This window comes from Anaeromassilibacillus sp. SJQ-1 (assembly GCF_046693725.1).
Taxonomy (GTDB): Bacteria; Bacillota; Clostridia; order Oscillospirales; family Acutalibacteraceae; genus Anaeromassilibacillus.
This window is the reverse complement of record NZ_JBKEIV010000040.1, coordinates 1-24,575: the sequence shown is the minus strand read 5'-3', so window position 1 is coordinate 24,575 and position 24,575 is coordinate 1. Positions and strand designations below refer to the sequence as shown.

General features: G+C 44.7%; 33 protein-coding genes and 1 pseudogene. 1 reads left to right on the top strand and 33 read right to left on the bottom strand.

Annotated features, from left to right (window positions below; all coding sequences use genetic code 11):
• Positions 1-6: 6 nt before the first annotated feature.
• From ACGCCZ_RS10775 to ACGCCZ_RS10620, 32 genes and pseudogenes are all read right to left on the bottom strand, one after another.
• Positions 7-744 (bottom strand): N-acetylmuramoyl-L-alanine amidase, encoded by a 738-nt coding sequence (locus ACGCCZ_RS10775; RefSeq protein ID WP_085532762.1) that lies wholly within the window; start codon positions 742-744, stop codon positions 7-9.
• 122 nt (positions 745-866) lie between these two features.
• The gene (locus tag ACGCCZ_RS10770) at positions 867-1,289 is read right to left on the bottom strand and encodes a carbohydrate-binding protein (protein WP_411656016.1); all 423 of its coding nucleotides are present in this window, start codon (positions 1,287-1,289) and stop codon (positions 867-869) included.
• A complete protein-coding gene (locus ACGCCZ_RS10765) occupies positions 1,282-1,947 on the bottom strand; it encodes a phage tail assembly chaperone (RefSeq protein WP_411656015.1) in 666 nt (221 codons plus the stop codon). The genes ACGCCZ_RS10770 and ACGCCZ_RS10765 overlap by 8 nt, the downstream gene beginning before the upstream one ends.
• Before the next feature lie 147 nt (positions 1,948-2,094).
• The gene (locus tag ACGCCZ_RS10760; RefSeq protein ID WP_411656014.1) at positions 2,095-2,529 is read right to left on the bottom strand and encodes a DUF6273 domain-containing protein; all 435 of its coding nucleotides are present in this window, start codon (positions 2,527-2,529) and stop codon (positions 2,095-2,097) included.
• Between the two features lie 653 nt (positions 2,530-3,182).
• A complete protein-coding gene (locus ACGCCZ_RS10755) occupies positions 3,183-4,163 on the bottom strand; it encodes a hypothetical protein (RefSeq protein ID WP_411656013.1) in 981 nt (326 codons plus the stop codon).
• 41 nt (positions 4,164-4,204) lie between these two features.
• On the bottom strand, positions 4,205-5,752 hold the full coding sequence (locus ACGCCZ_RS10750) for a hypothetical protein (RefSeq protein ID WP_411656012.1): 1,548 nt from the start codon (positions 5,750-5,752) through the stop codon (positions 4,205-4,207).
• Position 5,753: 1 nt separating this feature from the next.
• Positions 5,754-6,131 (bottom strand): DUF6711 family protein, encoded by a 378-nt coding sequence (locus tag ACGCCZ_RS10745; protein ID WP_411656011.1) that lies wholly within the window; start codon positions 6,129-6,131, stop codon positions 5,754-5,756.
• A complete protein-coding gene (locus ACGCCZ_RS10740; protein ID WP_411656010.1) occupies positions 6,128-10,213 on the bottom strand; it encodes a hypothetical protein in 4,086 nt (1,361 codons plus the stop codon). Before ACGCCZ_RS10740 ends, ACGCCZ_RS10745 begins: the two co-directional genes overlap by 4 nt.
• A gap of 718 nt (positions 10,214-10,931) precedes the next feature.
• A complete protein-coding gene (locus ACGCCZ_RS10735; protein WP_411656009.1) occupies positions 10,932-11,492 on the bottom strand; it encodes a hypothetical protein in 561 nt (186 codons plus the stop codon).
• Between the two features lie 103 nt (positions 11,493-11,595).
• A complete protein-coding gene (locus ACGCCZ_RS10730) occupies positions 11,596-11,919 on the bottom strand; it encodes a hypothetical protein (protein ID WP_411656008.1) in 324 nt (107 codons plus the stop codon).
• A gap of 62 nt (positions 11,920-11,981) precedes the next feature.
• Positions 11,982-12,353: a DUF5055 domain-containing protein gene (locus tag ACGCCZ_RS10725; protein WP_411656007.1), complete on the bottom strand. Its 372-nt coding sequence runs from the start codon at positions 12,351-12,353 to the stop codon at positions 11,982-11,984.
• Between the two features lie 13 nt (positions 12,354-12,366).
• On the bottom strand, positions 12,367-12,846 hold the full coding sequence (locus ACGCCZ_RS10720) for a hypothetical protein (RefSeq protein ID WP_411656006.1): 480 nt from the start codon (positions 12,844-12,846) through the stop codon (positions 12,367-12,369).
• 66 nt (positions 12,847-12,912) lie between these two features.
• Positions 12,913-13,317: a hypothetical protein gene (locus tag ACGCCZ_RS10715; RefSeq protein WP_411656005.1), complete on the bottom strand. Its 405-nt coding sequence runs from the start codon at positions 13,315-13,317 to the stop codon at positions 12,913-12,915.
• Positions 13,314-13,640: a hypothetical protein gene (locus ACGCCZ_RS10710; RefSeq protein WP_411656004.1), complete on the bottom strand. Its 327-nt coding sequence runs from the start codon at positions 13,638-13,640 to the stop codon at positions 13,314-13,316. The genes ACGCCZ_RS10715 and ACGCCZ_RS10710 overlap by 4 nt, the downstream gene beginning before the upstream one ends.
• A gap of 61 nt (positions 13,641-13,701) precedes the next feature.
• Positions 13,702-14,214: a hypothetical protein gene (locus tag ACGCCZ_RS10705; protein ID WP_411656003.1), complete on the bottom strand. Its 513-nt coding sequence runs from the start codon at positions 14,212-14,214 to the stop codon at positions 13,702-13,704.
• Complete coding sequence (locus ACGCCZ_RS10700; protein ID WP_411656002.1) at positions 14,211-14,540, bottom strand: hypothetical protein; 330 nt, start codon at positions 14,538-14,540, stop codon at positions 14,211-14,213. Before ACGCCZ_RS10700 ends, ACGCCZ_RS10705 begins: the two co-directional genes overlap by 4 nt.
• The gene (locus ACGCCZ_RS10695) at positions 14,537-14,842 is read right to left on the bottom strand and encodes a hypothetical protein (protein WP_411656001.1); all 306 of its coding nucleotides are present in this window, start codon (positions 14,840-14,842) and stop codon (positions 14,537-14,539) included. Before ACGCCZ_RS10695 ends, ACGCCZ_RS10700 begins: the two co-directional genes overlap by 4 nt.
• A complete protein-coding gene (locus ACGCCZ_RS10690) occupies positions 14,805-15,020 on the bottom strand; it encodes a hypothetical protein (protein ID WP_411656000.1) in 216 nt (71 codons plus the stop codon). The genes ACGCCZ_RS10695 and ACGCCZ_RS10690 overlap by 38 nt, the downstream gene beginning before the upstream one ends.
• Positions 15,021-15,037: 17 nt before the next feature.
• Entirely contained in the window at positions 15,038-15,409 is a 372-nt protein-coding gene (locus ACGCCZ_RS10685) for a hypothetical protein (protein ID WP_411655999.1), read from the bottom strand.
• Positions 15,406-16,182, bottom strand: a complete 777-nt coding sequence (locus ACGCCZ_RS10680; RefSeq protein ID WP_411655998.1) for a major capsid protein — start codon at positions 16,180-16,182, stop codon at positions 15,406-15,408. The genes ACGCCZ_RS10685 and ACGCCZ_RS10680 overlap by 4 nt, the downstream gene beginning before the upstream one ends.
• Positions 16,146-16,475 carry a major capsid protein gene (locus tag ACGCCZ_RS10675; protein WP_411655997.1) on the bottom strand — a complete coding sequence of 110 codons (330 nt, stop codon included), beginning with the start codon at positions 16,473-16,475 and terminating at the stop codon, positions 16,146-16,148. The genes ACGCCZ_RS10680 and ACGCCZ_RS10675 overlap by 37 nt, the downstream gene beginning before the upstream one ends.
• A gap of 13 nt (positions 16,476-16,488) precedes the next feature.
• A complete protein-coding gene (locus ACGCCZ_RS10670; protein ID WP_411655996.1) occupies positions 16,489-16,821 on the bottom strand; it encodes a hypothetical protein in 333 nt (110 codons plus the stop codon).
• Between the two features lie 19 nt (positions 16,822-16,840).
• Positions 16,841-17,410 (bottom strand): hypothetical protein, encoded by a 570-nt coding sequence (locus ACGCCZ_RS10665; protein ID WP_411655995.1) that lies wholly within the window; start codon positions 17,408-17,410, stop codon positions 16,841-16,843.
• A gap of 127 nt (positions 17,411-17,537) precedes the next feature.
• Entirely contained in the window at positions 17,538-17,711 is a 174-nt protein-coding gene (locus ACGCCZ_RS10660) for a hypothetical protein (protein WP_411655994.1), read from the bottom strand.
• 88 nt (positions 17,712-17,799) lie between these two features.
• Positions 17,800-17,991: a hypothetical protein gene (locus tag ACGCCZ_RS10655; RefSeq protein ID WP_411655993.1), complete on the bottom strand. Its 192-nt coding sequence runs from the start codon at positions 17,989-17,991 to the stop codon at positions 17,800-17,802.
• On the bottom strand, positions 17,988-18,593 hold the full coding sequence (locus tag ACGCCZ_RS10650; protein ID WP_411655992.1) for a hypothetical protein: 606 nt from the start codon (positions 18,591-18,593) through the stop codon (positions 17,988-17,990). Before ACGCCZ_RS10650 ends, ACGCCZ_RS10655 begins: the two co-directional genes overlap by 4 nt.
• On the bottom strand, positions 18,590-20,065 hold the full coding sequence (locus ACGCCZ_RS10645; protein ID WP_411655991.1) for a phage portal protein: 1,476 nt from the start codon (positions 20,063-20,065) through the stop codon (positions 18,590-18,592). The genes ACGCCZ_RS10650 and ACGCCZ_RS10645 overlap by 4 nt, the downstream gene beginning before the upstream one ends.
• A 123-nt stretch (positions 20,066-20,188) precedes the next feature.
• The gene (locus ACGCCZ_RS10640) at positions 20,189-20,356 is read right to left on the bottom strand and encodes a hypothetical protein (RefSeq protein WP_411655990.1); all 168 of its coding nucleotides are present in this window, start codon (positions 20,354-20,356) and stop codon (positions 20,189-20,191) included.
• A 262-nt stretch (positions 20,357-20,618) separates the two neighbouring features.
• Positions 20,619-21,539: a phage terminase large subunit gene (gene terL / locus ACGCCZ_RS10635; protein WP_411655989.1), complete on the bottom strand. Its 921-nt coding sequence runs from the start codon at positions 21,537-21,539 to the stop codon at positions 20,619-20,621.
• A 121-nt stretch (positions 21,540-21,660) separates the two neighbouring features.
• Entirely contained in the window at positions 21,661-22,251 is a 591-nt protein-coding gene (locus tag ACGCCZ_RS10630) for a hypothetical protein (RefSeq protein ID WP_411655988.1), read from the bottom strand.
• Between the two features lie 111 nt (positions 22,252-22,362).
• A pseudogene (locus ACGCCZ_RS10625) lies at positions 22,363-22,634 on the bottom strand (type II toxin-antitoxin system YafQ family toxin).
• Between the two features lie 18 nt (positions 22,635-22,652).
• On the bottom strand, positions 22,653-22,907 hold the full coding sequence (locus ACGCCZ_RS10620) for a type II toxin-antitoxin system RelB/DinJ family antitoxin (RefSeq protein ID WP_411655987.1): 255 nt from the start codon (positions 22,905-22,907) through the stop codon (positions 22,653-22,655).
• 254 nt (positions 22,908-23,161) lie between these two features.
• Here ACGCCZ_RS10620 and ACGCCZ_RS10615 point away from each other — a divergent pair, with 254 nt between their 5' ends.
• Entirely contained in the window at positions 23,162-24,067 is a 906-nt protein-coding gene (locus tag ACGCCZ_RS10615) for a hypothetical protein (RefSeq protein ID WP_411655986.1), read from the top strand.
• A 91-nt stretch (positions 24,068-24,158) separates the two neighbouring features.
• Here the strand turns inward: ACGCCZ_RS10615 and ACGCCZ_RS10610 are convergent.
• A partial coding sequence (locus ACGCCZ_RS10610; protein WP_411655985.1) for a recombinase family protein occupies positions 24,159-24,575 on the bottom strand: 417 nt, incomplete at its 5' end.

Here is a 24,575-nt window from a genome sequence, read left to right as displayed (position 1 = left end):
GCCCCCTTATACAACCTGCGCAACAAACTGCTTAACCGGCTGCCCACCTGGTACTGTGGTGTAGATACCTGTCATATCTCCGGGTTTTCCAATCGGCACAATCGCTGCCAGCTTGTCCTCACCGCGATTGATTGGCACTATGGTCACTACGTCGCCTGTGCCCGCTGTCACAATGAGCTGGTTTGCATTCGTACCACTGAACTTCGCCGTGTAGTACCCTCCACGTTTGATTTTTACCGTTCCGCTGGTATCACTTGTAATAGCCACGTTTTGTAATCCCTCCAAAATTTTATTGTACGGAAAATCCTTGCCCGGGCAATTGGGTTTAGTCACCGGATTGATTTCACAGTGTCCTATAATATATTCTCGCGACACGGGAATGGTGACGCCGTAGAGGCGACGGACCTCGGCAATGATGTAGCGGTGCAGTTCAATGCTCGCTACAAGCTGTTCCGCAGTGAGTTCTCCGCCGCTCACGCAGACGTGTTCAATGCTGATGGTGTAATAATTGGCGTTAGTACAGCGGTTTCGGACAGCTGCCAATGCCGATCGGCCATAATAGCGGCTGTCCGACGGCGTTGTGCTGGTCCCATTGGCCCAGGCGGCGCGGTCAAGCGCCACCAGCTGATACACGGTGCCGTCCTTGTCCACAACAAAGTGGGCCGAAGCCTCTCTTGCAGGATTACAAAGCGTAGCAAGTGCGCCTGATGCTGTACTCCCTGCGGTAATGTGGTTGACGATCATGTCCGGTTTCCAGCCGTTGCGGCTTCCGTAATTCGGGCTAGGATGTTGTTTGATGTTCGTTTTGCATTCCCCTTTCTGATATACAGGCTTTTACATTCCCAATTTTGCTTTTAAAGCCAAAATTACGATTCCTTTTGTTCTGTCCATTGCGTAGGCGGTTCCCAAACATTGGCGTCTACGTTGCTAATCCAGTGTTTCCCGTTGTGGCTAACCTTTGCACCCTTTGGATATGCGTCTGTACTTCCGGTTGGTTGTCTCCATTCCGGCCACTCAATTGCCGGATCATCAATCCTAACCCACAAAGACGGTGCTACATCTGGTTTCCAACTTCCTTGCGACGTGTGTTCCGTCAAACAGCGATATAGCTGCCCCTCATACTGGACGCGATCTCCGACAGAATATGTATGACTGTTACTGTCCCAAAGAGGGAACATCCATGCACGGTCATATGCCTGCTCATCGGATAAGGCCGACGCCGCTTCTTCGATCTGCGCCCGCTTGGCTTTTGCTTCGGCAATCAGTTTATTTCTGTCAAATTCAGCCATTGTATGTACCTCCCATCAAAATAGATATTGCCTCCTGTTGTGCTGTTACTTGCTCCTGTAATTCCGCACTAGCTTCATTTGTCTTTTGTGCAACTATAATTGTAATTTTCCCCGCCTCGTACACACTCCGAATAAGTTTGGTAAATCCTTCATACTTTTCTTTTTCAATTGTTATGGATTTCGACTTGTCAGGGTCTAAAAATATATTTCTCAATTCTTGATCTTGGTGTGTCCCTGCATCAGTACATAGTTCAAGGGTAAGACATCTTTCTCCATCAATATAGATAGCATTCTGCTCTGCACTTATCAAAGAGATTTCTGTTCCATCTGCCATGATTGCTGTCAAATGATCGCCTCCAAACTTTTTTGCCGGCGCTATTGGAAAAACTATATTATATGGAAATCCAGGCTGCAAAGAAATATCACGTAAGTCTTGCTTGTACTTCGTCCATATAGCTTGTTCGGCCTCTTCCATTTTTGTCCACTGTTCAACATTACAAAACGTCTTATCACATTCATCTAGTAGTCTATCTCTGTATTCGTACATCTTTTTGGCAGTCGTAAAGAAACCGTCTCGATAATACCAATAGCCAGATATTACGCTATTGGGTACATCTTTAACCTCCTGTGTGTGATAAAACAAAACTGGGTAACACATATCCGAATCGCATGCATATATGGTGTCAGAGTCGTCCTCCTGGCACGCAACAATAACCCCATTAGATTGTCTTTTTGTAGGGATTATATGATCGGACATATCTACAATTAAGTCCTGTTGGTCTAACAAAAGAAACATCGTTACCTCCTATATGCAAAAGCCAAAACATATACCTTTTGAGACAGACAGATCAATCGATGTCGTATAATTTCCACCAGTACTAATATACATCCATCGGTTTGTATATGATGTGTTAGGAGTTCTAAGCCAATAATCTTCGACGGATCCATCCCCATTTGATAGGCGTTTAATTCGGCTGGTCGCATTTGTAAAAATTGGATAAGGATACCCTTCTTCCGACGATGATAGATATGCTGATTCAACACCGGACATTGGCCATAGTTTATCTGTTGTAGTTATAGTAGCGATGATCCCCCCTGGTTCATATGTCTTTTTTATTACGGGCTTTATTACAGATTTAAGGTCTTCGGGAAGTTGTGCAAATATAGCCTCTAATTTTGTCCTCATTATGCAATCAGACCAATTTTCACCTTGTTCGGCTATTCTTGACGTATCTTGCATAAGATTTTTTAATCCAAAGGTGATAGGAGCTTTTCCCCTCCATCGAGGTCATCGTGAGCAAAATCCCAAATTTGCGCAGTAAGCGTCTCCCCTGTGCTTAATGTAATATCCTTAGTATCACCAACCTGCCAATAACCAGATGCGATCCCCGCACTAGCTGCTTGGGCGATCTAGTTCCAACTATTGTCCTCCAAATCCGGATATATAGACCTAATAGCAATTGTCTGCATCCCGTAGTATGGTCCAGTTGTTATATCCCGATATGTATCTCCACAGGTAATACGATATGTCGTATCAGCGGAGCTAAGTCCAATGACTTTTTTTAGCGTTCCCGGAACTGTGCCCGTATACACAGTATCGTCACCTTGGGCAACTATAAATTCCTCACCAGAAAATTCTTGATCGAAGGAAATTGTGACCAAATGGAGTGCCAATGTGCGATTATACAGGGCACTAAACATTAGATCAGGAGTAGCATTTGTGCCAAGATCAAGTAATGAGGCTGTATCGTCCTGTAGCAGTGTCGCCTTATTGAGTGGAGTACCGTCCTCTATTGGATCGTCTGCGCGACTCATATCAAATACATTGGTCTGTCCACTAACGGGTGTAAGCTCCACTCTCCCTGGATATGTTGGTATCCTATCTTTGATAAGTCATACCTCCCCTAAATATAAATCTCCACTATAAAACCAAGCTTGTTCCATCTTTGTTATAATCTCATAGAGGTCGAATAAGATTTTCTCTATGTCATTAGCTTGTTGACACGTTAAATTATCCATGCTAGAGGGTGGTTCAGGTGTAGTTTCATACACGGATATTGCTTTTCTCATGGCAGAGATGTTTTTTAAATATTTATCCATCTGGCTTTTTAATGGAATATCTTCTCTTTGCCAAGTAGTGCTAACGGTAACTATATCATCAGGGTTAAATGCTTGGCTTGCTGTAAATTTACCCATACCTGAATTACGAAAAAAGTTATTCGTAATTTCGTCATATAAGCAAGCTTCTCCATTCATATCGTAAACCGGTATGAAGTCGCGCAACAATATCTCACCATTATATATTTTCATTGAGAAAATTTTAAGATTTGCTAATTCTGTGGCTTCACCATATGTGTTTTCACCAAATATATACATTTGATACTTGCCTGTAAAATCCCCATCAGAATTTGTTACTGTAGCTGAATCCAGTTTACAAACATTTCTATTTTTATCTACAATGTGTCTTTCTGTCGGTTGGATTGAATTATCAAATAATTCGTTTGCATCGTTATAGTCTGACCTAAATAGTCCATCTGCTGTAAGATGAAAGCAAAATCTTCCTTCATATGTTGGAGTCTTTCCTCTCCCACCGAATACGCTTTGGAATGCACTTAATGTTTGGGTAACCTGGAAATCACATATAACTCTTGTATTACTTGTAGGATTAATTCCCGTATCGATATATTGTAATCCAGTAGACTGTATATATTCCAATTTCTGATATTTTTTAGACGTCCTATGAGGAATAAAAATTGGAGAATAGTCTACCTTGTATCCATATCCCTGCAACAAATTTGCTATGTAATCGGTTGCTTCACAAACTCGATTAAGATCGGATATGTTATAGTGCCCTTTGGAAGTAAGTGCCTCCACATCTTGGAGAGCTCTATCGAATATTAATGTGTCAATAATACTTATACAACAGCCCTCCCTTCATACATGCCACGGAATGCGCCATTATATGTATATTCTACTTGTGTTACAAACACCGTGCTTTCTGCAAATTTGTTTTCCACTGTGATCTTGTCCATTGCATCTAATCTTGGGTCTGCTCTCCATTCTCCAGAAAAGATGCGCCTATTACTTAAGATTTCTGATGTCCATATGGCTACTTCTTCTCCCCTATCTTTTGAGATTAAGGGGTTTTTCACGTTCTGTGTTTCCCCAACGTTACCTACAGAAAGAACAAACTCTCCATCATTTACATTAACTGACTTTAATTGTTTTGTAAGCTCAATTTCGGAATTTGCAAAGCTATTATCTCTATCAATTCTATAATCTGTAAGGTCTTTGTTTAATGGATTAATATGAATAATCCCTTCCCGATCTTGATAAAAAACACAGCAGGAAGCATTTGCTATCAATTGCAAAACTTCTGCAATTGTATTCTCCGTTAAGTCAATCCCTTCCGGTGCTTCTAAATCGTTAAGAAGGTCAGACAATTCCCATTGATTTGACCCATCACTTTTCTTTGGAAGATTCGCCTGTTGCAATGCGGATTTTGCTATTTCCATAAATGTTCCTGTTGAAGGGCCAGAATAAAGGTCGCTCATATATTCCAATGCGTCTCTTGCGGTAAAGGTCGCAGTTATTCCATTTTGTGGCGTGTCCCATTCGCTGATAAAAAATGTCCCCGCCTTTATCCATTCCACATTTATCCCCATTAGGTATCCATATTTTACAGTGACCGTCTGGCGCTCCATTAAATATTTCTCCGTCCCTTGCGGATTATCAGGATTATATTCCCCGTTGATATTGAGTAACTGGAAAATGATTTCTGATTTCGGTAGATTGGCGCTTAATAAATCAACGAACATGCCATGCTGATATGCCATTAAATCTGTGTTTTGGTAGGATTTAAGTATCCCGATCACCATACGGCTAATTCTTGCTCTACGATATGGCTTACACCACTTGAGAACTTGAATTGTAATTTTGTTGTAATTTTGTATATCAAGAGATACTACTGATAATATATCCTGGTTATTTTGTACTGTCTCTTGTGCAACAACAGATGCCCCATTATATGCGGTTATTTTAAACGATTCTGCATATTCGTTGTAGGTTTCAGACCATGTAATAGTAATCCCTGGGATTAAAGAACTGTATACTTTAGAAAACTGTAATGTAATGGTTGGATAAGTTTCATATTCCCTGTCTGCCCCGGATAATTCGTAACCAATATACCCATTATTCCCCCAAGGCGGATCATCCGGTAAAATTTGGTATGTACCATCTAAAACCCATATATCGTCTTCCAATGTCGCATACCTTCCCGGAATCACTTCTGTCCCATCTGCTATCTTTGGAGTGTTAGAATAATTTTCATGACCGTTATCGGTCGCTGCGGCGTCCAATTGAGCGTCCGGGTCTCCTACATTGAGCGTCACTTCTATGAAGCTTGGTTCTGTTATGATCCTTTTCTTTTGAATATCCTTCCACGCCTGGGATACTTTTTGCATTTTAAGCCTCCACCAGAGATAATGATGCGCCTGTGTATCCTCTTATACTTCCATCTTTGTTTCGCAAAAACACACTGGCCTGCCGATCAGAAACATACATTTGCCGCGTTTCCCAATCATTTGTATCTTGACAAAAAAATGTAACTGAATTTATGTATGCTCCTCCTCGTTTAGAACTAAACTTTGAAAGTAGAGTCGCCCATTCTTGAGCGGATATGAATTTCCATGTCATATCTACTTTTGCTACATCTTCCCTAATAACAGCTCCAGTGAATACAGCCTTTGTGTTCCTGCCACCATCAACAACAGTAGCCGTTGTGCCGTTGTAGGTTGAGGGCTCAGGGACATCATAGTCTCCGATGCTCACCATTGCCCTCATCCTACAACACCTCCACTCATTATCACTGCTCCACGCTCACGGCCTGCTTTTTCAGACGATTTCAAAATTTGTTTTCCGTCCAAATATACATTTCCGCTCGATTTCTCTAGTAAAGCTGCCAAAAGTTCATTTTGTCGGCGTAACAATGCATTTTGCTCTTCATTTGCTTCTAGCGATGCCCGATAGATACCTTCTTCAATCTGTTGATTATTTGCAACCGCAGTTCTTCGACCAATTTGTCCAACAAACTCAGGGCCTCGTTCCCTAGCTATAAACATTTGGCCTTGGTTGACAATTCCACCAGAAGCAAGCAAAGGAATTGTTGGGATTTTAAGCAGTTGAATGGACCCTGCTGGAATAATCTCCCGGCCTGCGATCTCAAATGCGTCCCACGATATTTTCATTTTTTCGTTTATCCATTGAATAAATGAGTTAAACTGCGTAATCCCAGCATTTACAATGTTTTTAAATATCTGCGCGAAATCTTCCCTCCATCCATCCATGCCGTTGTAAAGACCTTGCATGTTATCTTCGCCAATGGTAGTAAATTTTTTAGATGGGGAATGAGTGTCAAATTCTTCTATCGCATAGTCTGTGACTTTGCCGAACAGTCCTTTCCAATCATAATTTGCTGTATCTGTAATCGTGTTAAATGTACCGCCATATAGACCCGCGCCAAGGCTTTGACCGAGGCTATAGAAATTGTTTCTTAATGTAGGAGTGATTTTTTCAGTTTCCCCAGTAATAGTATTTTTAACTTCATTGACTGTTCCAGTTGATGCCTCTCTTACAACACTTACACTACTCAACAGACCAGCAGCAACATCTTTATTAATGCTTTCTCCCGCCCCTTCTGATGTTTTAAGGAGTTCTGTAAAGCTTGGATCAGTAGACAGCATTTGACCTATTAAGTAGTTCTGAGCTTCTAAGGAGCCAGTTATTGCTTCAAGCTTGTATATGCTAGTTAGCCCTTGATTCACATATTCAGGTACGGCTTGACCTGCTTGGAACGCCTCATTTTGCAATTTTTTTAGCTGTTCCTTTGTCGGTTTAAGTTCTTCGAGTAGTGATTCCAAGTTTTGTCTTGCTTCGGCTGATATGTCAACATTTTCAAATCCAATCCGGTATGCTTCCTGTACTCCTAGCATCAATTCCTCGATAGGGGTACTGTATAACTCTTCTGGGTTTTTTACTCCATCAATAAATCCCCCTTCAAACGCATCACGAACAGATGTGCTGAATGCTGGTTCAGCAGACTTTAGTTCCTCCGAAAACGCATCTGTTATCGTCTGAATGCCAAACTCGAAGGTTGCACTATTGAGTGTAATGGATTTGTTCTGGAATGCCTCATCCGCAGCTTTTACAGCAGAATCATATATCTCCTGTGCCGCTTCTTTGCTCATTCCATCTAAAATATTTTGGTCGTACTCCATTTTGGCAACCTTAATTGCCTCAAGCCGGACTCCTTCCAAATTCTTCATCTGGTCTTCAATGGTTTCTTGGGCTTTATCCATCACACCTTGAAAACTTTCTACAGTAAGGTCGGTCCCTTTCGCATCTAATCTCAATCCTTCTAGCTCAGCTTCAAATTCCACATTGGAAATATAATCTAATATCTCTTGAATATCTTTTTGCAATTTTACTGCTTCTTCCAGCTTATTAGGAATCCATTTTCCATCATTAAAGCCACTGGCAACTATCTCTTTTAATTCTTTTCCTTTTTCCGTTAATTCTTCTGATAGTTCACCGTAATAATCTGTTGCAAATCCAGATAATCTATCTCCATTTTCTGTACCTCCCAAAACAATGTCTACAGACATTGCGGCTACAATTTGCTGCTGTTGTATATATTCTTGGGCATTCAATAAAAAAGAATCTACTGCCTCTTGGTAGGAAGCTTGCTCTATCTCCAGACCAATTGAAGCTCTTAAATTTTGTTTATTCAGCTCTGCAATAGACTTTTCAACTTGTCCTTTAAGCGAAGAAAGAGCTTCTTGCTCATCTACGTATACACTAAGCTTTATTGCTAGTTCACTTGTTGTAAGCGCCTGAGCCCATTCACTTATCTGATCGTCGCTCAGAACAATTTCTCCAAATCGGCTTTTTAAGTCATCTTCTACAGACTGGTGCCAGCTTCCGAGCGCAAAACTCGCTATGTTTACAATAATTGCTGCGCTAATTCCGATCGTCCATCCTAGGGGCCCTGTCCCGAACACAAGCAATGAACCTGCAATTCCAAGAGCAGAACCTAATATTGTCTTGATAATATTCTCAGTGGAATAATCCCCTCTTCCGAGGCCATATGAACCTATTGCCGACAAAGTAAATCCTGTTACCATAAGAGTTACCCCTGCGGCTAGCTTAAGATTTTGAATTCCTTTTAATGTATTTTTTAGATTACCAACAGTATTCATAAGGTTGTTTGTGATTTTCCACGCAAGCAGTCCAGCGCCAATCGCCACTACTACATCTAGGACTTCTTCCATTTGCTTTTTGATGTCATTAGTTTGTTCTCTAAAGTTTTTAAGAAAATCATATTCTGGTAAGTCTAGCGCTAAATCTCCCCCAAAACCAGTGCCACTATTTCCAGAGTCCTGATATGGAGATATAATATTGAGCTCGTCAATACCAAGCACTGCGTCCCGTAATTTCTTTGCTGCTGACGTCGTTCCATTCAATGCATCTTCTGCGTCCTCTGCTCCGGAAGCAACCCCTCCTAATCCGGAATAATCAATCTCTGGAAGTTCAAATCCTGCGAGAACGGCTAATCGCTGTATTGCCTCTGTTAAAATCTCGACAAATGCTTGTACATATGGGATAATCTTTTGTAAAAAAGGAATTAACAGATTCCCAAAAGCTCTAGACAATTGAGTGATCTGCTGGTTTAAAATACGCATTGCATTGGCTGGAGTTTGCACAGTTCGGGTCATATCTCCCATCACATTCCCGCTTTGTTCCATAATCGCAACATAGCGAAGCTGGGACTTTTGCGCCTGATTCATGCTGTTTACGCTTTGGTTAATACCGTGCGCATATGCCACTTCTTGCAGGGTAGCTACGTCAATTGCATATCCAAGCCTGCGCAGTGGCTCAATTTCGCCTGCAATACCAGATTGCAACTTCTGCATAGCATCTTCAATCGAAATATTATAGAAGGAGGAAATATCATACCCCAACTGCGTTAGATTCTTTGACATAAGATTGGCTTTTTCTTCTATTACACCGAAGCCACCGGTAATCTGCTTAAATACCCCCTGATTCCTGATCCACTCGGATGGGTCAATTCCGACAGCTTCTTTAACTGTCTCGGCATATTCCAGTGCACTATCAGCTGCATCACTCATTGCTACAGTAAATAGATTTAAGTTTTCAACATACGCCGTGCTGGAATTCACCCATTTGCTCATAATCGTAGCAGCTCGCTTTAAAGCGTAGTAATAGACTCCTATTTTCGCGTAAAGTCCAAAAGAATTGGCTGTGCGTCGATTCGAGTTAAATAAGCGGTCATTTTCAGCGATTAATCGCTGTATTCGAATTGGAAAAGCCGAAAACCCAGCAGATATTCGAGCCATCTCTGTTGACAATGGCCGAATGGCAGCGGCTACACGCTGCATTTGGGTAGCAAACGTATTTAAATCAGCTTTTTGCAATTTCTTAGTAATTTCCGGGAGCTTTTTTAAAGCATTGATCGTTGAGTTTAGTCCAGAAGCCTTTTGTATTTCAGATAAGCTATTAAATCCTATTACTAAATTTTGAATTTTTTTATTAGATATATTTGATAAATTGAGGTCCTTTATTTTCCTTAACGCATTAATGGCTGATAATAAACCCGATGGGCGTTGTATGCTTTGCAATTCCCTCAAAGCATTTACCAGATTTGCTATTTTTTTACTAGCGCTTGTTGCTCCATTAGTAGCAGTTGTAAGCGCCTGTAACTGTTTTGCTACAGTATTTAATCCAGCGCCTCCTTTAGTCACCGCTTTGAGATTTGTCAATGCTTTTGTTAATGCATTAATTTTGTTTGCTGCGTCATTAGATGTTGTCTCAATTTGTATTTGTAGAGTGTCAATATTAATAGCCAAACTGCCACCACCTTTAACGTTAGGCACTTGGCACTGTGACACTTGGCACTAAAATATAAAATTTCCGCTACTTCAACTTCATAGAGGTAGCGGAAATTTCGAATTAATTTTAAGAAATAAATTACCCTCCGCCTATTTCTAAGCGGAGGGTTTCACGCTAAATGGAATCACTTATAAATGTTAACACCCTATTATCCGGTTTAATTCTATTTCCCCATAGACATACTCCATTCTCATCTACAACAGAAGGAGGCAGACTTATAGCTTGAGTTCTGCAACGTAATGGGGATCGCTTACACGTACTCTTCAATTGCTTTTTATTCTCTTCTTATGTTTTTTATTCCTACGGTATGGCAATTTGTATTAAATCATCAGACAAAATTGGGTAGATGCCTATACCCCTCATCCCTTCCATTCCAAGGGAATCGGAAGTTTTTGCTTTATGAACATCTTTCTATACTGATAGAAACTTTGCTCGGTTCTTCGTATATATTTTCCCAAAAGTTTATCTCAGCAACCTTGCAACCAGATTTATCAAGATGCTCAGGCCATGTATTTCTTACCGCGAAAATTCGGTCTTTACTGTCATATAGAGAAATTACAATTCTTCGATTTGTTACGCCTTTTACTGATGAGTCATAGTGGACTTCACAGCGAACGTCTACTTCATAACGCCCACCATCATATTCTGTTTGCTTATAGATACAAGACTGATGCCTCACTTCAACAGAAAACTCATTGGGCAAAACCTCAAAGGTATCTCCAATAACTTAGGAGGATTAAGTTTCAGCCTCTTTGCAGGAACTAATTCCTCCGTTAATTTTTGTTGGTTTTCTTCTACTGACTTGGGGATAGATTGTGCTCCAGCTTCTATTCTCGCCCCAATATCTTCTGTATTTTGTTGATTTATGTATGACATTAACTTGAAATACTGTTCTGTTCCTTCCATTGTAGATACCAGTTGTGGGTCTTTGTCTGAATATGTTACATAAAATGTTACTTCTATGCCTTGTAGCCGCTTTCTCTTACCAAAATAAAGTCTCCCACGGCCACTCGTCCCTATCGAAAAGCCAGTTTGTTCAAATCCTTCTTTATAAATCTTTGCCCTTCCAATAAACTTTACATGGGCAATATTTTCCAACTGTTTTGCTTGTCTCTTTGCCATCGTAACAGAATATATGATAGCCAAAAGTATAACTACACACAATAGGAGTATCCCGATTGGCGTAAATATAAATGCTATGCACAAAATAATAATACCCACTATGACTGCACTCATACCCGTCCCCCTCTCCTCAAAATCTTAACACAATATAGGGGAGGAGGCAATCAAAATCTCCGCTATCTCAATATAAAGTTTTCAAGGTGCAGATGGCCCTGGGCTACTTAAACTTCTTTTGTGCCGATCTGGCCCAATTCCTAAAGAAAAGCTGCGCTTTTAAACGCTCGTTTTCGGCAATTTGTTCTTCTTCCCATTTCGGTTTCTCTTCCTGTCTCATGGAGTACGGCTCTGTTCGATACGGAATCGGCTTTGTGCCTTTCTTGGCAAAAGCATGGAGGACTGGTGATACATCGCACACCGCCTCATAAACGTACATGCCCATCAAGTGGGCCTCTGCGTTTATTCTCCTCTGCTTGAGTTTGTCCGCTTCGCGGAATGCCTCTACCATCCATACATTACCATACCAATACTGTTCCCAGGTCATGCCGATGGACAGATAGTAGGGGCACTCCGCTTCAAATAGTTCTGTGAAGGACTGCGGGCCTTTTACAGTTCCACAGTCACCTCCGCGTTTTTTATCTTTTCCTCTGGGTCCACGATCAGATGAGTAAGCGCTGCCTGATTATAAAGTTGCATTAGCCGTTCCAGTAGATTGGTGGTCAGGCCGCCCATTCGCTCCAAAAGATCATTAGTCTGGGTACGGGTCATGTTTTTGTAATTCTTACGAAATGCATAGAAAAACAGTTCCGGGATTCTGGTCACAGGAAATTCCGTCAGTTCATCAGGCTTAAAGCCTCTGGTTTCTGCGAATTTGACGCTCTCTCTACTAAAGTCCAGCTCATACGTCGTTCCTGTTTTATTGTCAATAATATAGGCAGGTTTTACTCTATCCTGAAGGTTAGTGATGTTATCACTCATATTAATGTCCTCCTCAAACTTCGATGTCAGTTGGCTTTGTCGCCCATGCAGGCGCACCGGTCGGCGTAATGTACAGAGAAGTTTCTAGTACAGCAGAGACCTCCATAGAGGGCATCCCCATCGGGGAGGGTTGGCCTGTGAAATACAGCGCCTTGGTCAATCCAGGAATCACAATGCAGAACCAAGTAGCTTTATTGTCGGCAGCCGCCGTTTCATAAGCGTCAACAACACCTTCCCACTCCTCCATAGACTTTTCGGTCAAATTGGCCGTAAAGGAAAGTGCGCCGCCAATGTCCTTCAAACCGGGGATGTAGGTCTTCCATTCGGTTTCCGCCAGCGTGGTTGTCTCCAGGTTATCAGGCTCCGGGTTCAGTTCCGGGATGCTCTTGATTTCGGTAATCTCTTCATAACCCGTAGTAGGACGGGTGCCAGCTGTGGCTTCAGCTGCATAAAAAAGCTTTACACCAGCGGTTGATAACTGAATACCAGACATAAGATAGTACCTCCTAATTTCTTAAGGAAGGCACTTGGCACACGGCACTTGGCACTGTCAGCCCTTTTAATTTGTGTAGATTCTAAAATTTCTGTCCGCTATGCCCTCATACCGGGCTACAATGCGGTAAATGGTGGCATCTTGTAAATTGGACACCGGATTGCACATAGTCCGGGTAAAGCCCATATTAGAAAATTCATTGTCGATGGTTTCCAAAATTTTTTTTGCCTCAGATTTTTTATAGCCAATACTGTTAGTATAGACGTTTACTTCATACGTCAGCGAGACGGCGTTTTCCAGATTTGGCGCGGCTGTTCTCATCTTTTGAAACACACCGTTATTGATCTCAACAATAGTAACGGCAGGGAACTTCGCGGGGCTATCTACATATTCGCCGGAAACATACACATTGTATTGAAAACGGAGTATTCCCGCTATCTGGTTGAAAAGGAATGATTCAACATCTATCAACGCATAACCCCCTTCGCGAGTGGTACTACCATATTTCGCAACATTTTAGCAGTATCGTACATAAATGGACGGCTTGGCATCCCTTTTGTCCAGTGTGCCTTCCCATCTCTTCCGATGTACCACCACCCAAGTTCCCCGTGGTCGTTTACATCGTATTTCCATCCAGCAATTGCCACCTCTGGGTGTGAATTCTGAGCGCCAATAATTCCAGTGCCGAACTCACAGAAAATGGAGTGTGTTGCAGTAGACACTACAAACCCCATTTTCCCCTTGTACTGGCTTTCAATACCACGCATCAGCTCGCCGGTATCGTAGATATTCATATACGAAGCGTTTAACTGGGCCAGGGATACGCCTTGCTCTGTGAGCCTTTTCGTCAGTTCGTCAGCAGCTTCTTGAACCTTCTTCCGGTATGCCTTGACTTCCTTCAGCGCCTGGCTGATTGAGTCCGTGCTCAGCTTTAGTTTGATTTTGGGCACTTAGCATCACCGCCTCAATCTCTGCTTTTCGAGCAAACAGTTTTTGTTCCGCTTCGTACTCAGATACAGTTACCTTTTTGATAGCGTACTGAATACTGTTCTTCCATAGGGCTTTCCGCTTGACAATGTAGTTATACGGGCCGTCAATATCCGCCCCATCTACCCACAAAACGGAATCCTCGTCAATTTGACAGGTCGTGTCTGCGGTGGTCGCTGTCCGGTCGTAGTCTTCCAAAGAGCCAAACTGTTCCACCTCGGAATTGCCCTTGTTGGGAGAGACACAAAGCATAGCGGATTTTAACTCACTATAAATGGGGATATATGAGCCGGTCGGATTTCTCCACTCATCTAAAATTTCCTCTTGGCCTTTGTAGAGCTTGTAGAACACGGGCTGCTGATTGTGGAGGAGGCTCCTCACAGGGCATCCACCTCCCGAAAGGCAGCCAGCAACTTCGGAAACTGCTTGGCAAACCAGTCCACCATTTCTTCTTCCTGCGCCCATGTGGAGTTTTCTGCAAGACCGCTTTCGTAGAGAAACGCATGAATAATTTCATGCCGAAAGTTCTTTTTCTCTTGCAGGTCAAGGGCTTTTTTACTCCCCGGTTCACCACACTTGTACTGCTTGACCACCAGTGTTTTGATGGTTTCGTCACAGTAGCCGTCGCAGTCTTTGAGACCTTCGTCCTCTTCCTCCGGGATAAACTTCAGAGTGTAACTTGCTCCAAGTACATTGACCGTCATCACGTCACCCTTCCTGCCAACGGTGTCACTTCCTGCAAGAGCGATTCAGAAATCCAAGAAGATTCCCAGGTCCGGCTAATAGAGTTTTCTCCATGACTAAGTTGGCCCTCTGCTCCGATTCTGTTATAGAGGTCAAGCGCACATCTAAACTGCAAATCCAGATAACGGTCCTCCAGCTCCTCCGGCCATTCCTGGAACGGATACCGCCTCGCCATAATCGCCGCCTTTGCGCTCTCCAGGCAGTCCTCCAGAATGGCCTCGTCCGGCTCATTCGTGCGGAGCTTCAGCCTCGCCAGATTGTCCATTGTCCGCCCTCCTAGGTCTGCCCGGCTCTTTAGGTGCGGCGGGAGGCGGCGTCGGCTCATCCAACACCGTCCCGTGCCGCTTCATCATATCCGCGTCGTCGGCCTTGATAGAAACCTGTGCACCAGCCTCATAAAACCGGCCACCATAACATACGCGGTAATTTGGAATAAACTTCATGCTGCCTCCCTCTTTTCTTAACTCTCGAATGTAGCTCCAGAGAAATTGAACTTAACAACACTCTGGTTGTCTACCAGCACTTCAAATGTGTCACTCTTTGTTACTCGGAAAACAATGTCCGGATCAAATGCAATGTTCTGTTTGGTCGGAGAGTCGTTTTTCTTGAAAGTCATTTTGGTTCCGGTCTTGGTCAAGTGGAAGGGAAAGTAATAACCTTCCTGCTCGTCCGGCTCGGAACTGAACTCGGTGTATCCTGTCACATGATGGAATGTACCGACCACGGAGCCCTCAGCCTTGACCATCAGGTCATCGCCTACCAATTCAGACACCTGTTTCCCCAATAGGGTCTGACTTCCGGGGAAAAGGGTTAGAGTGTCAGACCCAATCATTCCCCCAGGACATTGAGCACCGCCACCTCGTCCATACGCTCAAAAGAAGGAAGGACGATCTCGGAAGCAAGAGTATTGATGTTTACAGGATGTTCCTGAATAATCCGGGTAATCGCAACTCCAGTGTTCACAATGGACACTTCGGCACTGGACGAGCCTCGCAGGTCTGCCTCTTCGGGTGTAGTGCCATACCAAGTACCTCCAAGATTCCCATCAGGAATCAGGCAAACATAGCCGTTTGGCACAAACGCATGGGCCACCTTGCTCTCATCACGGTACTGCTTGTCATAAATTGCAATGCGCAGACCGGAAGTAGACTCCACAATCGCCTTTACCTCAGTATCGGTCAGATAGCCAAGAGACAGGCCGTTGGTGGTCAGGTAACGGTTCTTTACGGCGTCCGTCTTGGCAAGCAGATTGAACGTGTAGGAGTTCATAATAGCGACTGTCAGCTCAGTACCAGTCTTGGAGCGGATAGCGTCCTTGACCGTCTTGAACGCCGCAAAGGGATCAGCCGTGGAAGGTTTGTCCCAAGTGGCAGTATCAGTCAGTGCGGTGTAGTTAGAGGTCTTCCAAGAACCGTCCGTATCATAATTGTAGGTGTAGTTCATCCCGTTTGCTTTGATCGCAATACCCACATTACCGCCCTCCGGGAACAACAGCTGCATAATCATCCGCTCAGGAACAACATTTGCACCGTCAATCAGGTCTCGAGTATCGTCAAACACACGGGCGATCACCTCAGCGGCATAGGGGTCGGAAGAATCCTGCACACGCAGCATCTCCTGGCGGTCCTTCTCCTTGATTTATAGCCCTCACGGAAGAAGGGCATCTCAGTCTCCAGCTTCTCAAAGCCGATACGGTCACGGAATGTTGCCTTGGCGTCAAAAGCGGAGGGCATCAGGGAGACGGGCAGCCCACGGGAACCTTTCAGCCAGGACAGATCAAGGCCAGCCTTCTTGCGGGCGGGGAACAGGGTAGCACCCAGGTAGGGAATCTGATTGGAGGCAACCTCAGTCCAGTTGGCCGCAATCGCAGCAGGGGTAAAAACTTCTCTCAAATCCATTATGTACGCCTCCTTACTCGTTCACACCAATGTTGTCCCGCAGGATAATACCGGGCACAGCAAAAGTATCGTCCAGCGTAATGCTTGCGTGAGACTCAACTTTCTTCTTGTCGACAACACCCTGCACTAGAAGCGCACCGTTTGGGTTCTCGGTAGGGTCTACATCATACAGCAGCATACCCACAGCGGTAGCATAAGAGGTGGTCGCCACCTTCTTGCCCGCAGCGGTCATAGGCATACCGGCAGGAACAGCGGCGGCTTCTGTGACGCAAATAGGAATCGCCACAAAATCGTCAGCGGCCAGAAACTCAACGGTGCCGCCAACAGAAGTCTTAGTAAACTTCATCTGTTTCTCTCCTTTTCAATCAAAAGTAGTGTTTCAAACCTTCGTTTGCGTTTTTAAGGGCGTCGGCCCGCTGTTTGCCCAGCCTCTTGGCAAACTCAACAGCCTCGTCCTTCTCATCTGTTCCACCGCCAGCACCGTCAGGTTTTGGGTCCTGCTTCACCAGATCAGCCCGCAGCTTCTTCTCATATGCGGCGTTGGCCTTCTGCTGGTTGGCAAAGACCCGCTCCATATCGCCGTCAAACAACGCCTCTGCTGTCTCACGGGCCAGCTTCTCGTCATAGCCCGGCATGGCGATATAGCGGGCGGCGTGCTCGGCAATGGTGGACTTCCGAAGCAGTTCAGTGTACTTGTCCTCCAGCGCCTTGCGGTCAGCGTCAGCCTGCGCTTTTGCCGCTTCATCATCGGTCATCTTAGACTTGAGCTGTTTGGACAGGTTGGCCGCCTCGGTAGCCTTGGCGTCAAAAACTTCTTTCTTCACATAGCCGCTCAGGTCAACCGGGTCAGGTACATCAAGCCCCAACAGGGCGGTAACCTTGTCGGCGTCGCTCATTTCCGCGAAGCCCTGGATGCTGTCAGTGGAAATCTTCATGTAAATTCTCCTTTTGGGTTTTGTAAGTGTTCTCTCACTATGTTTTTGGGTTATTAAGCGTTCTCTCGCTGTTGGGAGATTTATACCGCCCCTTCTCTGGGGCCATATTCAAACGGAGTTTATTCCTTCACGATTTCAAAATCAGATGGAAGAACACCGCGAATTTCAATAATTTCTCCTGCACAAATTTTAGGTCATAGGAAGAAACTACCGTCCGCGGTTCTTGACAAAGGTAGTATTCTTCTGTGTTCGCCGCCAACAAAAGGATTTCCCCTTCAAAGTTTCTGCACTTAATTTTCACGGCTTCCTCCTATTTCTCTGTGGACATATTCAAACGGCTGGGCCGCTTAAATTACTTTGTTACATTGTGTTGCCACTCAAGTTCTTGCTCATCGCAAATACTTGTGCCGCACCATATATCTCTCAATTTCATTTTCCGGATAATTCGCAATAGCGTTGTAACTTCTCACATAGACATCGTGCGATTCTGGCAAGTCCTGTAATGACCTTTCCCAAGATTTCACAATCACGCCACTCTGATTGCCATCTACTACGACAATGTCTCCAAAACAAAATTTCATTTCACAGCCTCCATCCAGCACCTACATTTTCTATGTGGTTTTGGCGGAATAGAATTTATTGGGTATATCTTTCCGTCCCGTTCCTTGCAGGTTTCGCATTCTTTCCCATCCAGTACAGTGTGCCACTTGACTCTTTTCACACCAGCGTCACGGTATGCTTTCAGGGTGGATTCATCGGTCACGATGTCCCCATAGGTTGCTGTCAGGTCAGCCCAATAATGCAACCCCCGCCGGAACTCTGTCACCTTGGCCGTGCTGGAATTGATGCCCTCAGCGGTGTACTGCCTCTTGCGGTCAACGTCGTTATCATAAATGACCTTCGTTACAGCGTTGTACGCCGCCAGCAGAGCCAGCAGCCACGCTAAATCAGGCGGTTCCTCTCCATGCGGTTTGGCCTCCTGATACCGCTCCTGCGCCAGTTCAAGAAAGATTTCTTTATTATCACGGGTGAGGTCTTGATATAGGGCACGGGTGACTTCCAGCACATTGAGTTCATCAAACCCGTTCTGCGCCGCTTCGTCTTTGGCATCCTCAAACCGCTTGACCGCCCTCCTGTTCAAAAGGTCAATGGCTTTGTCGGTGAGATCATAAAACCCACTCATTCAGCATCACCGCCGCCGTCCTGCGGATTGGCCGGATCGTTCCCGCTGGCTCGTTCCGCCGCCAGTTCATCCCGCAGGCTCCGCTCCATCTTTTTCTGCTGTTCCTCGTACCAATCCATACTCACACGGTACGCAGACTCGGGGTCGCTGAATAGCCCGCTGTACTGGAACGCCAACTTCGGATGAATCTTGCTGTTGTTCAGCATCTCCGCTAGCACTTGCGCCTTGGACTGGATATTGGACAGGTTCTTGCGGGTGAACTCCGGCTTGATGTCGGCCAACTGCAAACCCAAATCGCCAGTCTCCCGGCAGATATACAGCACCAGCCGCAGGAACTCCCGCTCCGACCGTTCCCATGTCTTTTCTGTATCTTTGGCCCGGCTCTCAGCTGCGGACCAGCCATCCCGGTAAATGACCGCCTGTCCGGTGTCGCTGGTAGAGGAACCTCCGTTCCGGTTCGGCATCCCGCAGATAGTCAGGTATGCGTCCTCCAGATCGTCTACAATGGTCTGCGTGTTGGTTTGGTTCAGCTCAGAGGCAATGCGGTATACCTTGGCCTCCATGCCGGGCTGAACACTCTTGATAGCAATCGCCATCCCGCCCTTTGCCAATTCCTTGTACTGTCCGTTCTCTAACTCACAGTTTTGGAACACGTCAAAAGCGTTGACGAAATCCTGAATACTATCCAATCTATTGGACTCAATCATATTGATCGCGTTCAGAATGGGGATGACCGGCTCAAACGCACCCATTCGAGCATCGTTGTTCACATACTCTACAATGGGGATGTATGGGATAGTACGGGCCTCTTGCTTTGTAATCTGCCCGTTCTGTACCTCGAAATACCATTCAGGGGTGTACACGCAGAAGTAGGGTTGTTCCTCCTCGTCTACCTGTTCCAGCACACCAGCGACCTTTTTCTGCCCAACGCCGCTATGGTAGATGCAGAACGCCGCCCTCGGGTCAAGGGTGTAGATAGAGGCTGGAGAACCCTCTTCCTCCCCAGCCTCGTCCGGGAGGACCATTCGCACTGCCACACCGCAAATGTGCATCCAGTCTGCCAGCTCTTTGTCGTGAGTGTCCTTGCTCTCAGAGCGCATATACTCGTTGAGCGTGTTTACACTGGCCGACACATCATCTTCTCCGCCGTTAGACACATAGCGGATAGGGCCGTCCAGAAGATAGGCCGTCTTGAAGGTCACGATCTCATTCGCCCGGTTAATCATCACCTTGTTGTTGATCTCCGGGCGGACGATTTTATCTTTCAGGCGGATGTCCTGCTTGCCCCTGTAATAGTCATACAAATAAGCAGTTTCCGCTCTGTTGATCCTGTGAACCGCCAATGCTTTTCCCAGCACCTCCACCACGTTTTCCGCGGTGACCTTCTTTTTGCTGGTGTAAATCTTACGTCGACCCGTCAAACCATCGACCGGCCACTCTGATATAGCCCGAATAGTATCGTTTTCAGTCACCTTGCCACCTCCAGACAAACAAAAAAGTGCCAAGAACAGACCTCGTCTAAGGTCTACTCTCGGCACTCGGCACACTTCGTCCAGGCGTTGCCCGGAGGCACTTGGCACTAAACTTTATTATTATCAGGTGCTCTTGTTTCCTTTCAATTCGATCCTGATGTTCTTCTTGCAAGCCTTACAGTAAGGATAGACCACACCTACCGTTTTGCTATCTACCTTCATCAAAAGCCGCCCTTTGCCATGATTAATGCCAGCAGCGGCACAGACAGGGCAGTAAATATCAATCTTCATTCAATAGGTGGCTCCTTTCTAATTCTTGGAATCATTTCAATCCACACCCTCCGCATGGAGGGTGACTTTCCCTTCGGGTTAATAGCTCAGGTATATGCGGAGAAAGAGGAATCGTATAATGCATGTCATTGACCCGTCGAAACTACTGCTCGACACCGACATACCATCCGTCAAGGATAGCTATTGGAACTCTATGTTACTATTTATAGTATACCACTATATATAGATTTGTAAAGAGGTTGAATTTCAACATATTGTGTTTTTAAAACAATCGCTTGAATACTTCAACTTTGTTCCCTTCAAGAGATTGAACAAATTCTGCCAACATTGCCATACCATCAGGTACATCGTCATGTTTATTATCCCCTGCCATCGTATAACCGCATAGAAAGTTTAACGCCTTTCTATATTCTTTGTCATGCTTGATAATAGAATTATCCTTAAACAGGCAGTGTTCCTTCACCCACGGGCTATTTACAATAATTTTTGTTTCCTTGTTTGCCGTAGTGTATTTTGTAGTAATGTGCGTAATTCCCCCGCGCTCCTTAACTTCTTTTTGAACTTTTTCAGCAACCTTACCACCAGCACTGTTGCTTTCAAAGCGACTCATTTTAACTTTGTATCGAATAAGTTCTGTTACTAATCTCGCTTCTACAATCTCGGGAGAAGAATTATCACAAAGCATAAACTCAATATAAAAATCCTGCCCATATTGGAAAGCCACAGGCATAAAAGCATAGTCTTTTCCTTTATCTTTGGTGTCGCAAATAGATAGAATTGTGTCCGGCTGCCCAACAGGCAAATCGAAATATCGCCTCAATTCATCCTCATTATACAGTTGCCCTTCGCGCTCGATGGGCTGATTCATGAAGAGGGCCCGCCAGCTGGCATCGTCCATTATCTCTCGTTGTTCATGGTAAAACGCTGTAGTAAATCCAACATGGTTCCCGTAGTCAAAATTGCTTTCGTCATTCTCGTTTAGCGCGGGCATGACGATAAACTCCGCCCGGTCACTTTCCCCGTAGGACTGTTCCAATCGGCCTATAACATCGTGGATTGACCATCGAGTCGCAATATGGAGCTCCTTGCAGTCTCCAATTTTCCGTTGCCGCAAATCCGTTGCGTACAGATTCCAGAGCTTGTCCATGCGCTCCTTTGAGAGAGCGCTTTCCAGGCCATCCACTAAGTCATCACAATAAAGCAGATTTTCCGCCCGAACCTTACCAGCGTTTCCAGAACCAATGGAGGAAATTCCAGCGTTGCAAAGCGTTTTCCTCTCTTCGGGTCTGTTCCAAGGTCAATCATCATATCCTGGGCGTTGGTCTTGACCACTTGAACCATTGGGAATACATCATGCCAAAGGTAATCCCCATGCGGGTCCATAATGCGGAGGCATTCATCATACACACCGCGCAGAAAGGCATTTGAGTGAGAGCCGCCGAGGCTAGGTTTCTCGGGGTTTCTCCTCCAAGCCAAGTGAGGAAGAAGAGCGCAAGCGTTGTCTTTCCGACACCTGGAGGCAAGGAAATTGCAAGCAAGTCTAATTTATCATCAGCCAGATTTTGAAGCGCCGACGCCACTTTGTAGAGCTGCTTCCTGCGCGGTAGATAAAACCGCTTTGACGGATCACGGTTCCACTCAATATACCGGCAGTGCGCATCAAAGTCATACGGCGCATCAAACAGCAGACTCCGCTTGTTCAGCTCGAACATACGGAGACTTTTTTGTTCTGCGGCAAATTTTCCAGACAGCCGCCGCACTTCCTTGTTCCGCTCATGCGCCAGCGAAAAATCTTCCGGTTCTAACAGCCTGATCGTATCAAACGCATCAGATAGCGCGGATGGGTCAGACAGGTCCCGTTGAAATGCTCTCTTTACCAACTCCCGAACTTCCATTAAAAAAGTGCCTCCTATCCCGTAAGATAAAAGGCACTTGGCACTGTTCGCTCCACAAGGGAGAGGCACTTGGCACTATGTTTGCCGTACTCAATGGCAGGCATATATTAATTAAAACAAATCGCTATGCGATCCCGTCCGGGTAAGATATAAAATCAGCTCGTCCCCGTCCACTTCGTAGATCAGCAACCAATCCGGCGTAATGTGGCACTCACGACACCCCGCATAGTCCCCGGAAAGCTGGTGATCCCTGTTCTTCTCCGGCAACGGCTCCCCGCAGCCAGCTTTTTAATAATATCCGTCAGCAAAGAAATATCAAAGCCGCGCTTTTTCACGCGCTTCAAATCCTTCTGAAACTTTGTGGTTGGTCTTATGTTATACATCGGCAAGTAGCTCCTCCATCATCTGATCGACATTGGAATAGGTCTTGCCGAGGCTGGATCGGCTTTCATTCTCTTTACTTCCTTGATTGCTTCGACGGTTTCATCGTTCGGAAGAGGACTCCCAACTCTAAACGGTATCGCCTGCTCTCTAACCGCTTGCCGAAGGAACATATTCACGGCAGCAGATAGCGTCAAGCCTAAACTCTCAAACAATTCTTGTGACTGTTCTTTCAATTTCGGATCAATCTTGATGTTAGTACTCACTGGCGTCATAATATGCACCTCCTTTCATTTTTATTATACGCCTGTTGTATTTACAATGTCAACATATTTTTGTTTTTCGGCGATTTTTAGGACGCTCTTCTCGCTAACACGTACCACTGGCTCTTGCTTATCCCCATTTGCTTACAGGCGGCTTCTACTGTGATGGAGCCGTCTTTTTGCATTTTTAAGAATTTGGGAAGCACCAATAGATTTGCGCAAACTGTTCTGGTATAATTACACTATTCGTCTTGGGGGTGTTTCAAGTGAACTTTTCCGAAAGTTATAAGCAAAACGAAGAACTGTCTGTTTGCGTAAATGCTATCTATGAATTATTCGTGGCTGCTTCTGAAAATCGTGTGCTTCCCTTGACTAGAACAGCTGTATGTAGAAATAGCGACTATTTGTATATAGAAATACCACAGACATATGATAAAAAATACTTCACCGCAGAAGAATATGCACGTTCAATAGGAAAGCATAACTTCTCCTCAAACATTCACGTTGTCCGATTTCAACTTCATGAATTAAACAAGATCTCTATTCTACTGCACTGTCTCGGAGATAAAATAGGATACGGCATCTCTCTTGAGAACATGAAATACCCCGAAATAGTGGACTTTCTGAATCATAATCATTCGGCATATGTTTTAGCAAGCGAACTAACAACGTGCCTCCATAAGTTCGGAAGCGCACCATCCGTCTATTATGCTCACCCAATTGTAGTGGCGCGGTCTTTTATCAACCAGCGCCGGCGCGAATTAAACAAGTATGTAGACGCTATATATGCCTCCATACTTCAAGATGGGAAAGTTCCAATAAAATGGAAGTCAGAGTATCAACTATACAGCATTGTAAAACTAATCTGTCCGGACGCAATATTTCAATATCACCCAGAATGGTTGAACAAACAAAGTCTTGACATTTACATTCCATCCAAAAATATTGCTATCGAATATCAAGGGCAACAACACTACGAGCCGATTGGTTTTTTCGGAGGGGAAAATTCATTCTCGCAAGTTCAAATAAGAGACAAAAGAAAAGCAGACTTGTGCAGGCAGTTTGGAGTTTGTCTTTTATATTGGAAATATGACAACCCAATTTCCATCGACAACCTTAAAGACCTTCTTCTTCTTGCGGCATATAACAATATTTACAGACGTCAGCCATGAATGGTTGGCGTCTGTATTCATTTTTTGGAAATTCATATCAGTAAGCATATCAATCGAGTTTTTTTTGAAGGACAAATTCTTTATTTTGTACTCAATTTTCGTCCTCCTTATAGTACCTGTCCAGTTTCGGGTCATACTGCCCGTGGCTTTCCTCCCACCTTGCAACCCTTCTATAAAATGTGTTCGGCTTTAGCCTAAGATTGCTCATTGCCTTTTTTGCGGTAATGATTTTTGCCCGCCACGCCTTGTACTGTTCCTCAAAATCGGCATCCTCAATTTTGATGGGAACACGACCCTTATACTCTCCACGGGCCTTCTTCAATTCGATTCCCTCTTGTTGCCGCTCTCGGATGCACTCTCTTTCAAACTGGCTAATCGACGCAAGAATGGTCAAGAGCATCCTTCCGGCAGGGGTCTTTGTATCGATCGTTTCCTTCTGGCTGATAAACTCAACGCCCTTCTCAGTCATGGTGTCCGTTATCTCCAGCAGGTCTTTCGTACTTCTCGC

Excerpts from the sequence above, each read along its gene's own strand:
- ACGCCZ_RS10775 (WP_085532762.1), bottom strand. The coding sequence starts at position 744 with ATGATCGTCAACCACATTACCGCAGGGAGTACAGCATCAGGCGCACTT.
- ACGCCZ_RS10770 (WP_411656016.1), bottom strand. The coding sequence starts at position 1,289 with ATGGCTGAATTTGACAGAAATAAACTGATTGCCGAAGCAAAAGCCAAG.
- ACGCCZ_RS10765 (WP_411656015.1), bottom strand. The coding sequence starts at position 1,947 with ATGTGTTACCCAGTTTTGTTTTATCACACACAGGAGGTTAAAGATGTA.
- ACGCCZ_RS10760 (WP_411656014.1), bottom strand. The coding sequence starts at position 2,529 with ATGCAAGATACGTCAAGAATAGCCGAACAAGGTGAAAATTGGTCTGAT.
- ACGCCZ_RS10750 (WP_411656012.1), bottom strand. The coding sequence starts at position 5,752 with ATGCAAAAAGTATCCCAGGCGTGGAAGGATATTCAAAAGAAAAGGATC.
- ACGCCZ_RS10745 (WP_411656011.1), bottom strand. The coding sequence starts at position 6,131 with ATGAGGGCAATGGTGAGCATCGGAGACTATGATGTCCCTGAGCCCTCA.
- ACGCCZ_RS10735 (WP_411656009.1), bottom strand. The coding sequence starts at position 11,492 with ATGAGTGCAGTCATAGTGGGTATTATTATTTTGTGCATAGCATTTATA.
- ACGCCZ_RS10730 (WP_411656008.1), bottom strand. The coding sequence starts at position 11,919 with ATGACCTGGGAACAGTATTGGTATGGTAATGTATGGATGGTAGAGGCA.
- ACGCCZ_RS10725 (WP_411656007.1), bottom strand. The coding sequence starts at position 12,353 with ATGAGTGATAACATCACTAACCTTCAGGATAGAGTAAAACCTGCCTAT.
- ACGCCZ_RS10720 (WP_411656006.1), bottom strand. The coding sequence starts at position 12,846 with ATGTCTGGTATTCAGTTATCAACCGCTGGTGTAAAGCTTTTTTATGCA.
- ACGCCZ_RS10710 (WP_411656004.1), bottom strand. The coding sequence starts at position 13,640 with ATGAATATCTACGATACCGGCGAGCTGATGCGTGGTATTGAAAGCCAG.
- ACGCCZ_RS10695 (WP_411656001.1), bottom strand. The coding sequence starts at position 14,842 with ATGGACAATCTGGCGAGGCTGAAGCTCCGCACGAATGAGCCGGACGAG.
- ACGCCZ_RS10690 (WP_411656000.1), bottom strand. The coding sequence starts at position 15,020 with ATGAAGTTTATTCCAAATTACCGCGTATGTTATGGTGGCCGGTTTTAT.
- ACGCCZ_RS10685 (WP_411655999.1), bottom strand. The coding sequence starts at position 15,409 with ATGATTGGGTCTGACACTCTAACCCTTTTCCCCGGAAGTCAGACCCTA.
- ACGCCZ_RS10675 (WP_411655997.1), bottom strand. The coding sequence starts at position 16,475 with ATGGATTTGAGAGAAGTTTTTACCCCTGCTGCGATTGCGGCCAACTGG.
- ACGCCZ_RS10670 (WP_411655996.1), bottom strand. The coding sequence starts at position 16,821 with ATGAAGTTTACTAAGACTTCTGTTGGCGGCACCGTTGAGTTTCTGGCC.
- ACGCCZ_RS10665 (WP_411655995.1), bottom strand. The coding sequence starts at position 17,410 with ATGAAGATTTCCACTGACAGCATCCAGGGCTTCGCGGAAATGAGCGAC.
- ACGCCZ_RS10655 (WP_411655993.1), bottom strand. The coding sequence starts at position 17,991 with ATGAAATTTTGTTTTGGAGACATTGTCGTAGTAGATGGCAATCAGAGT.
- ACGCCZ_RS10650 (WP_411655992.1), bottom strand. The coding sequence starts at position 18,593 with ATGAGTGGGTTTTATGATCTCACCGACAAAGCCATTGACCTTTTGAAC.
- ACGCCZ_RS10640 (WP_411655990.1), bottom strand. The coding sequence starts at position 20,356 with ATGAAGATTGATATTTACTGCCCTGTCTGTGCCGCTGCTGGCATTAAT.
- ACGCCZ_RS10630 (WP_411655988.1), bottom strand. The coding sequence starts at position 22,251 with ATGGAAGTTCGGGAGTTGGTAAAGAGAGCATTTCAACGGGACCTGTCT.
- ACGCCZ_RS10620 (WP_411655987.1), bottom strand. The coding sequence starts at position 22,907 with ATGACGCCAGTGAGTACTAACATCAAGATTGATCCGAAATTGAAAGAA.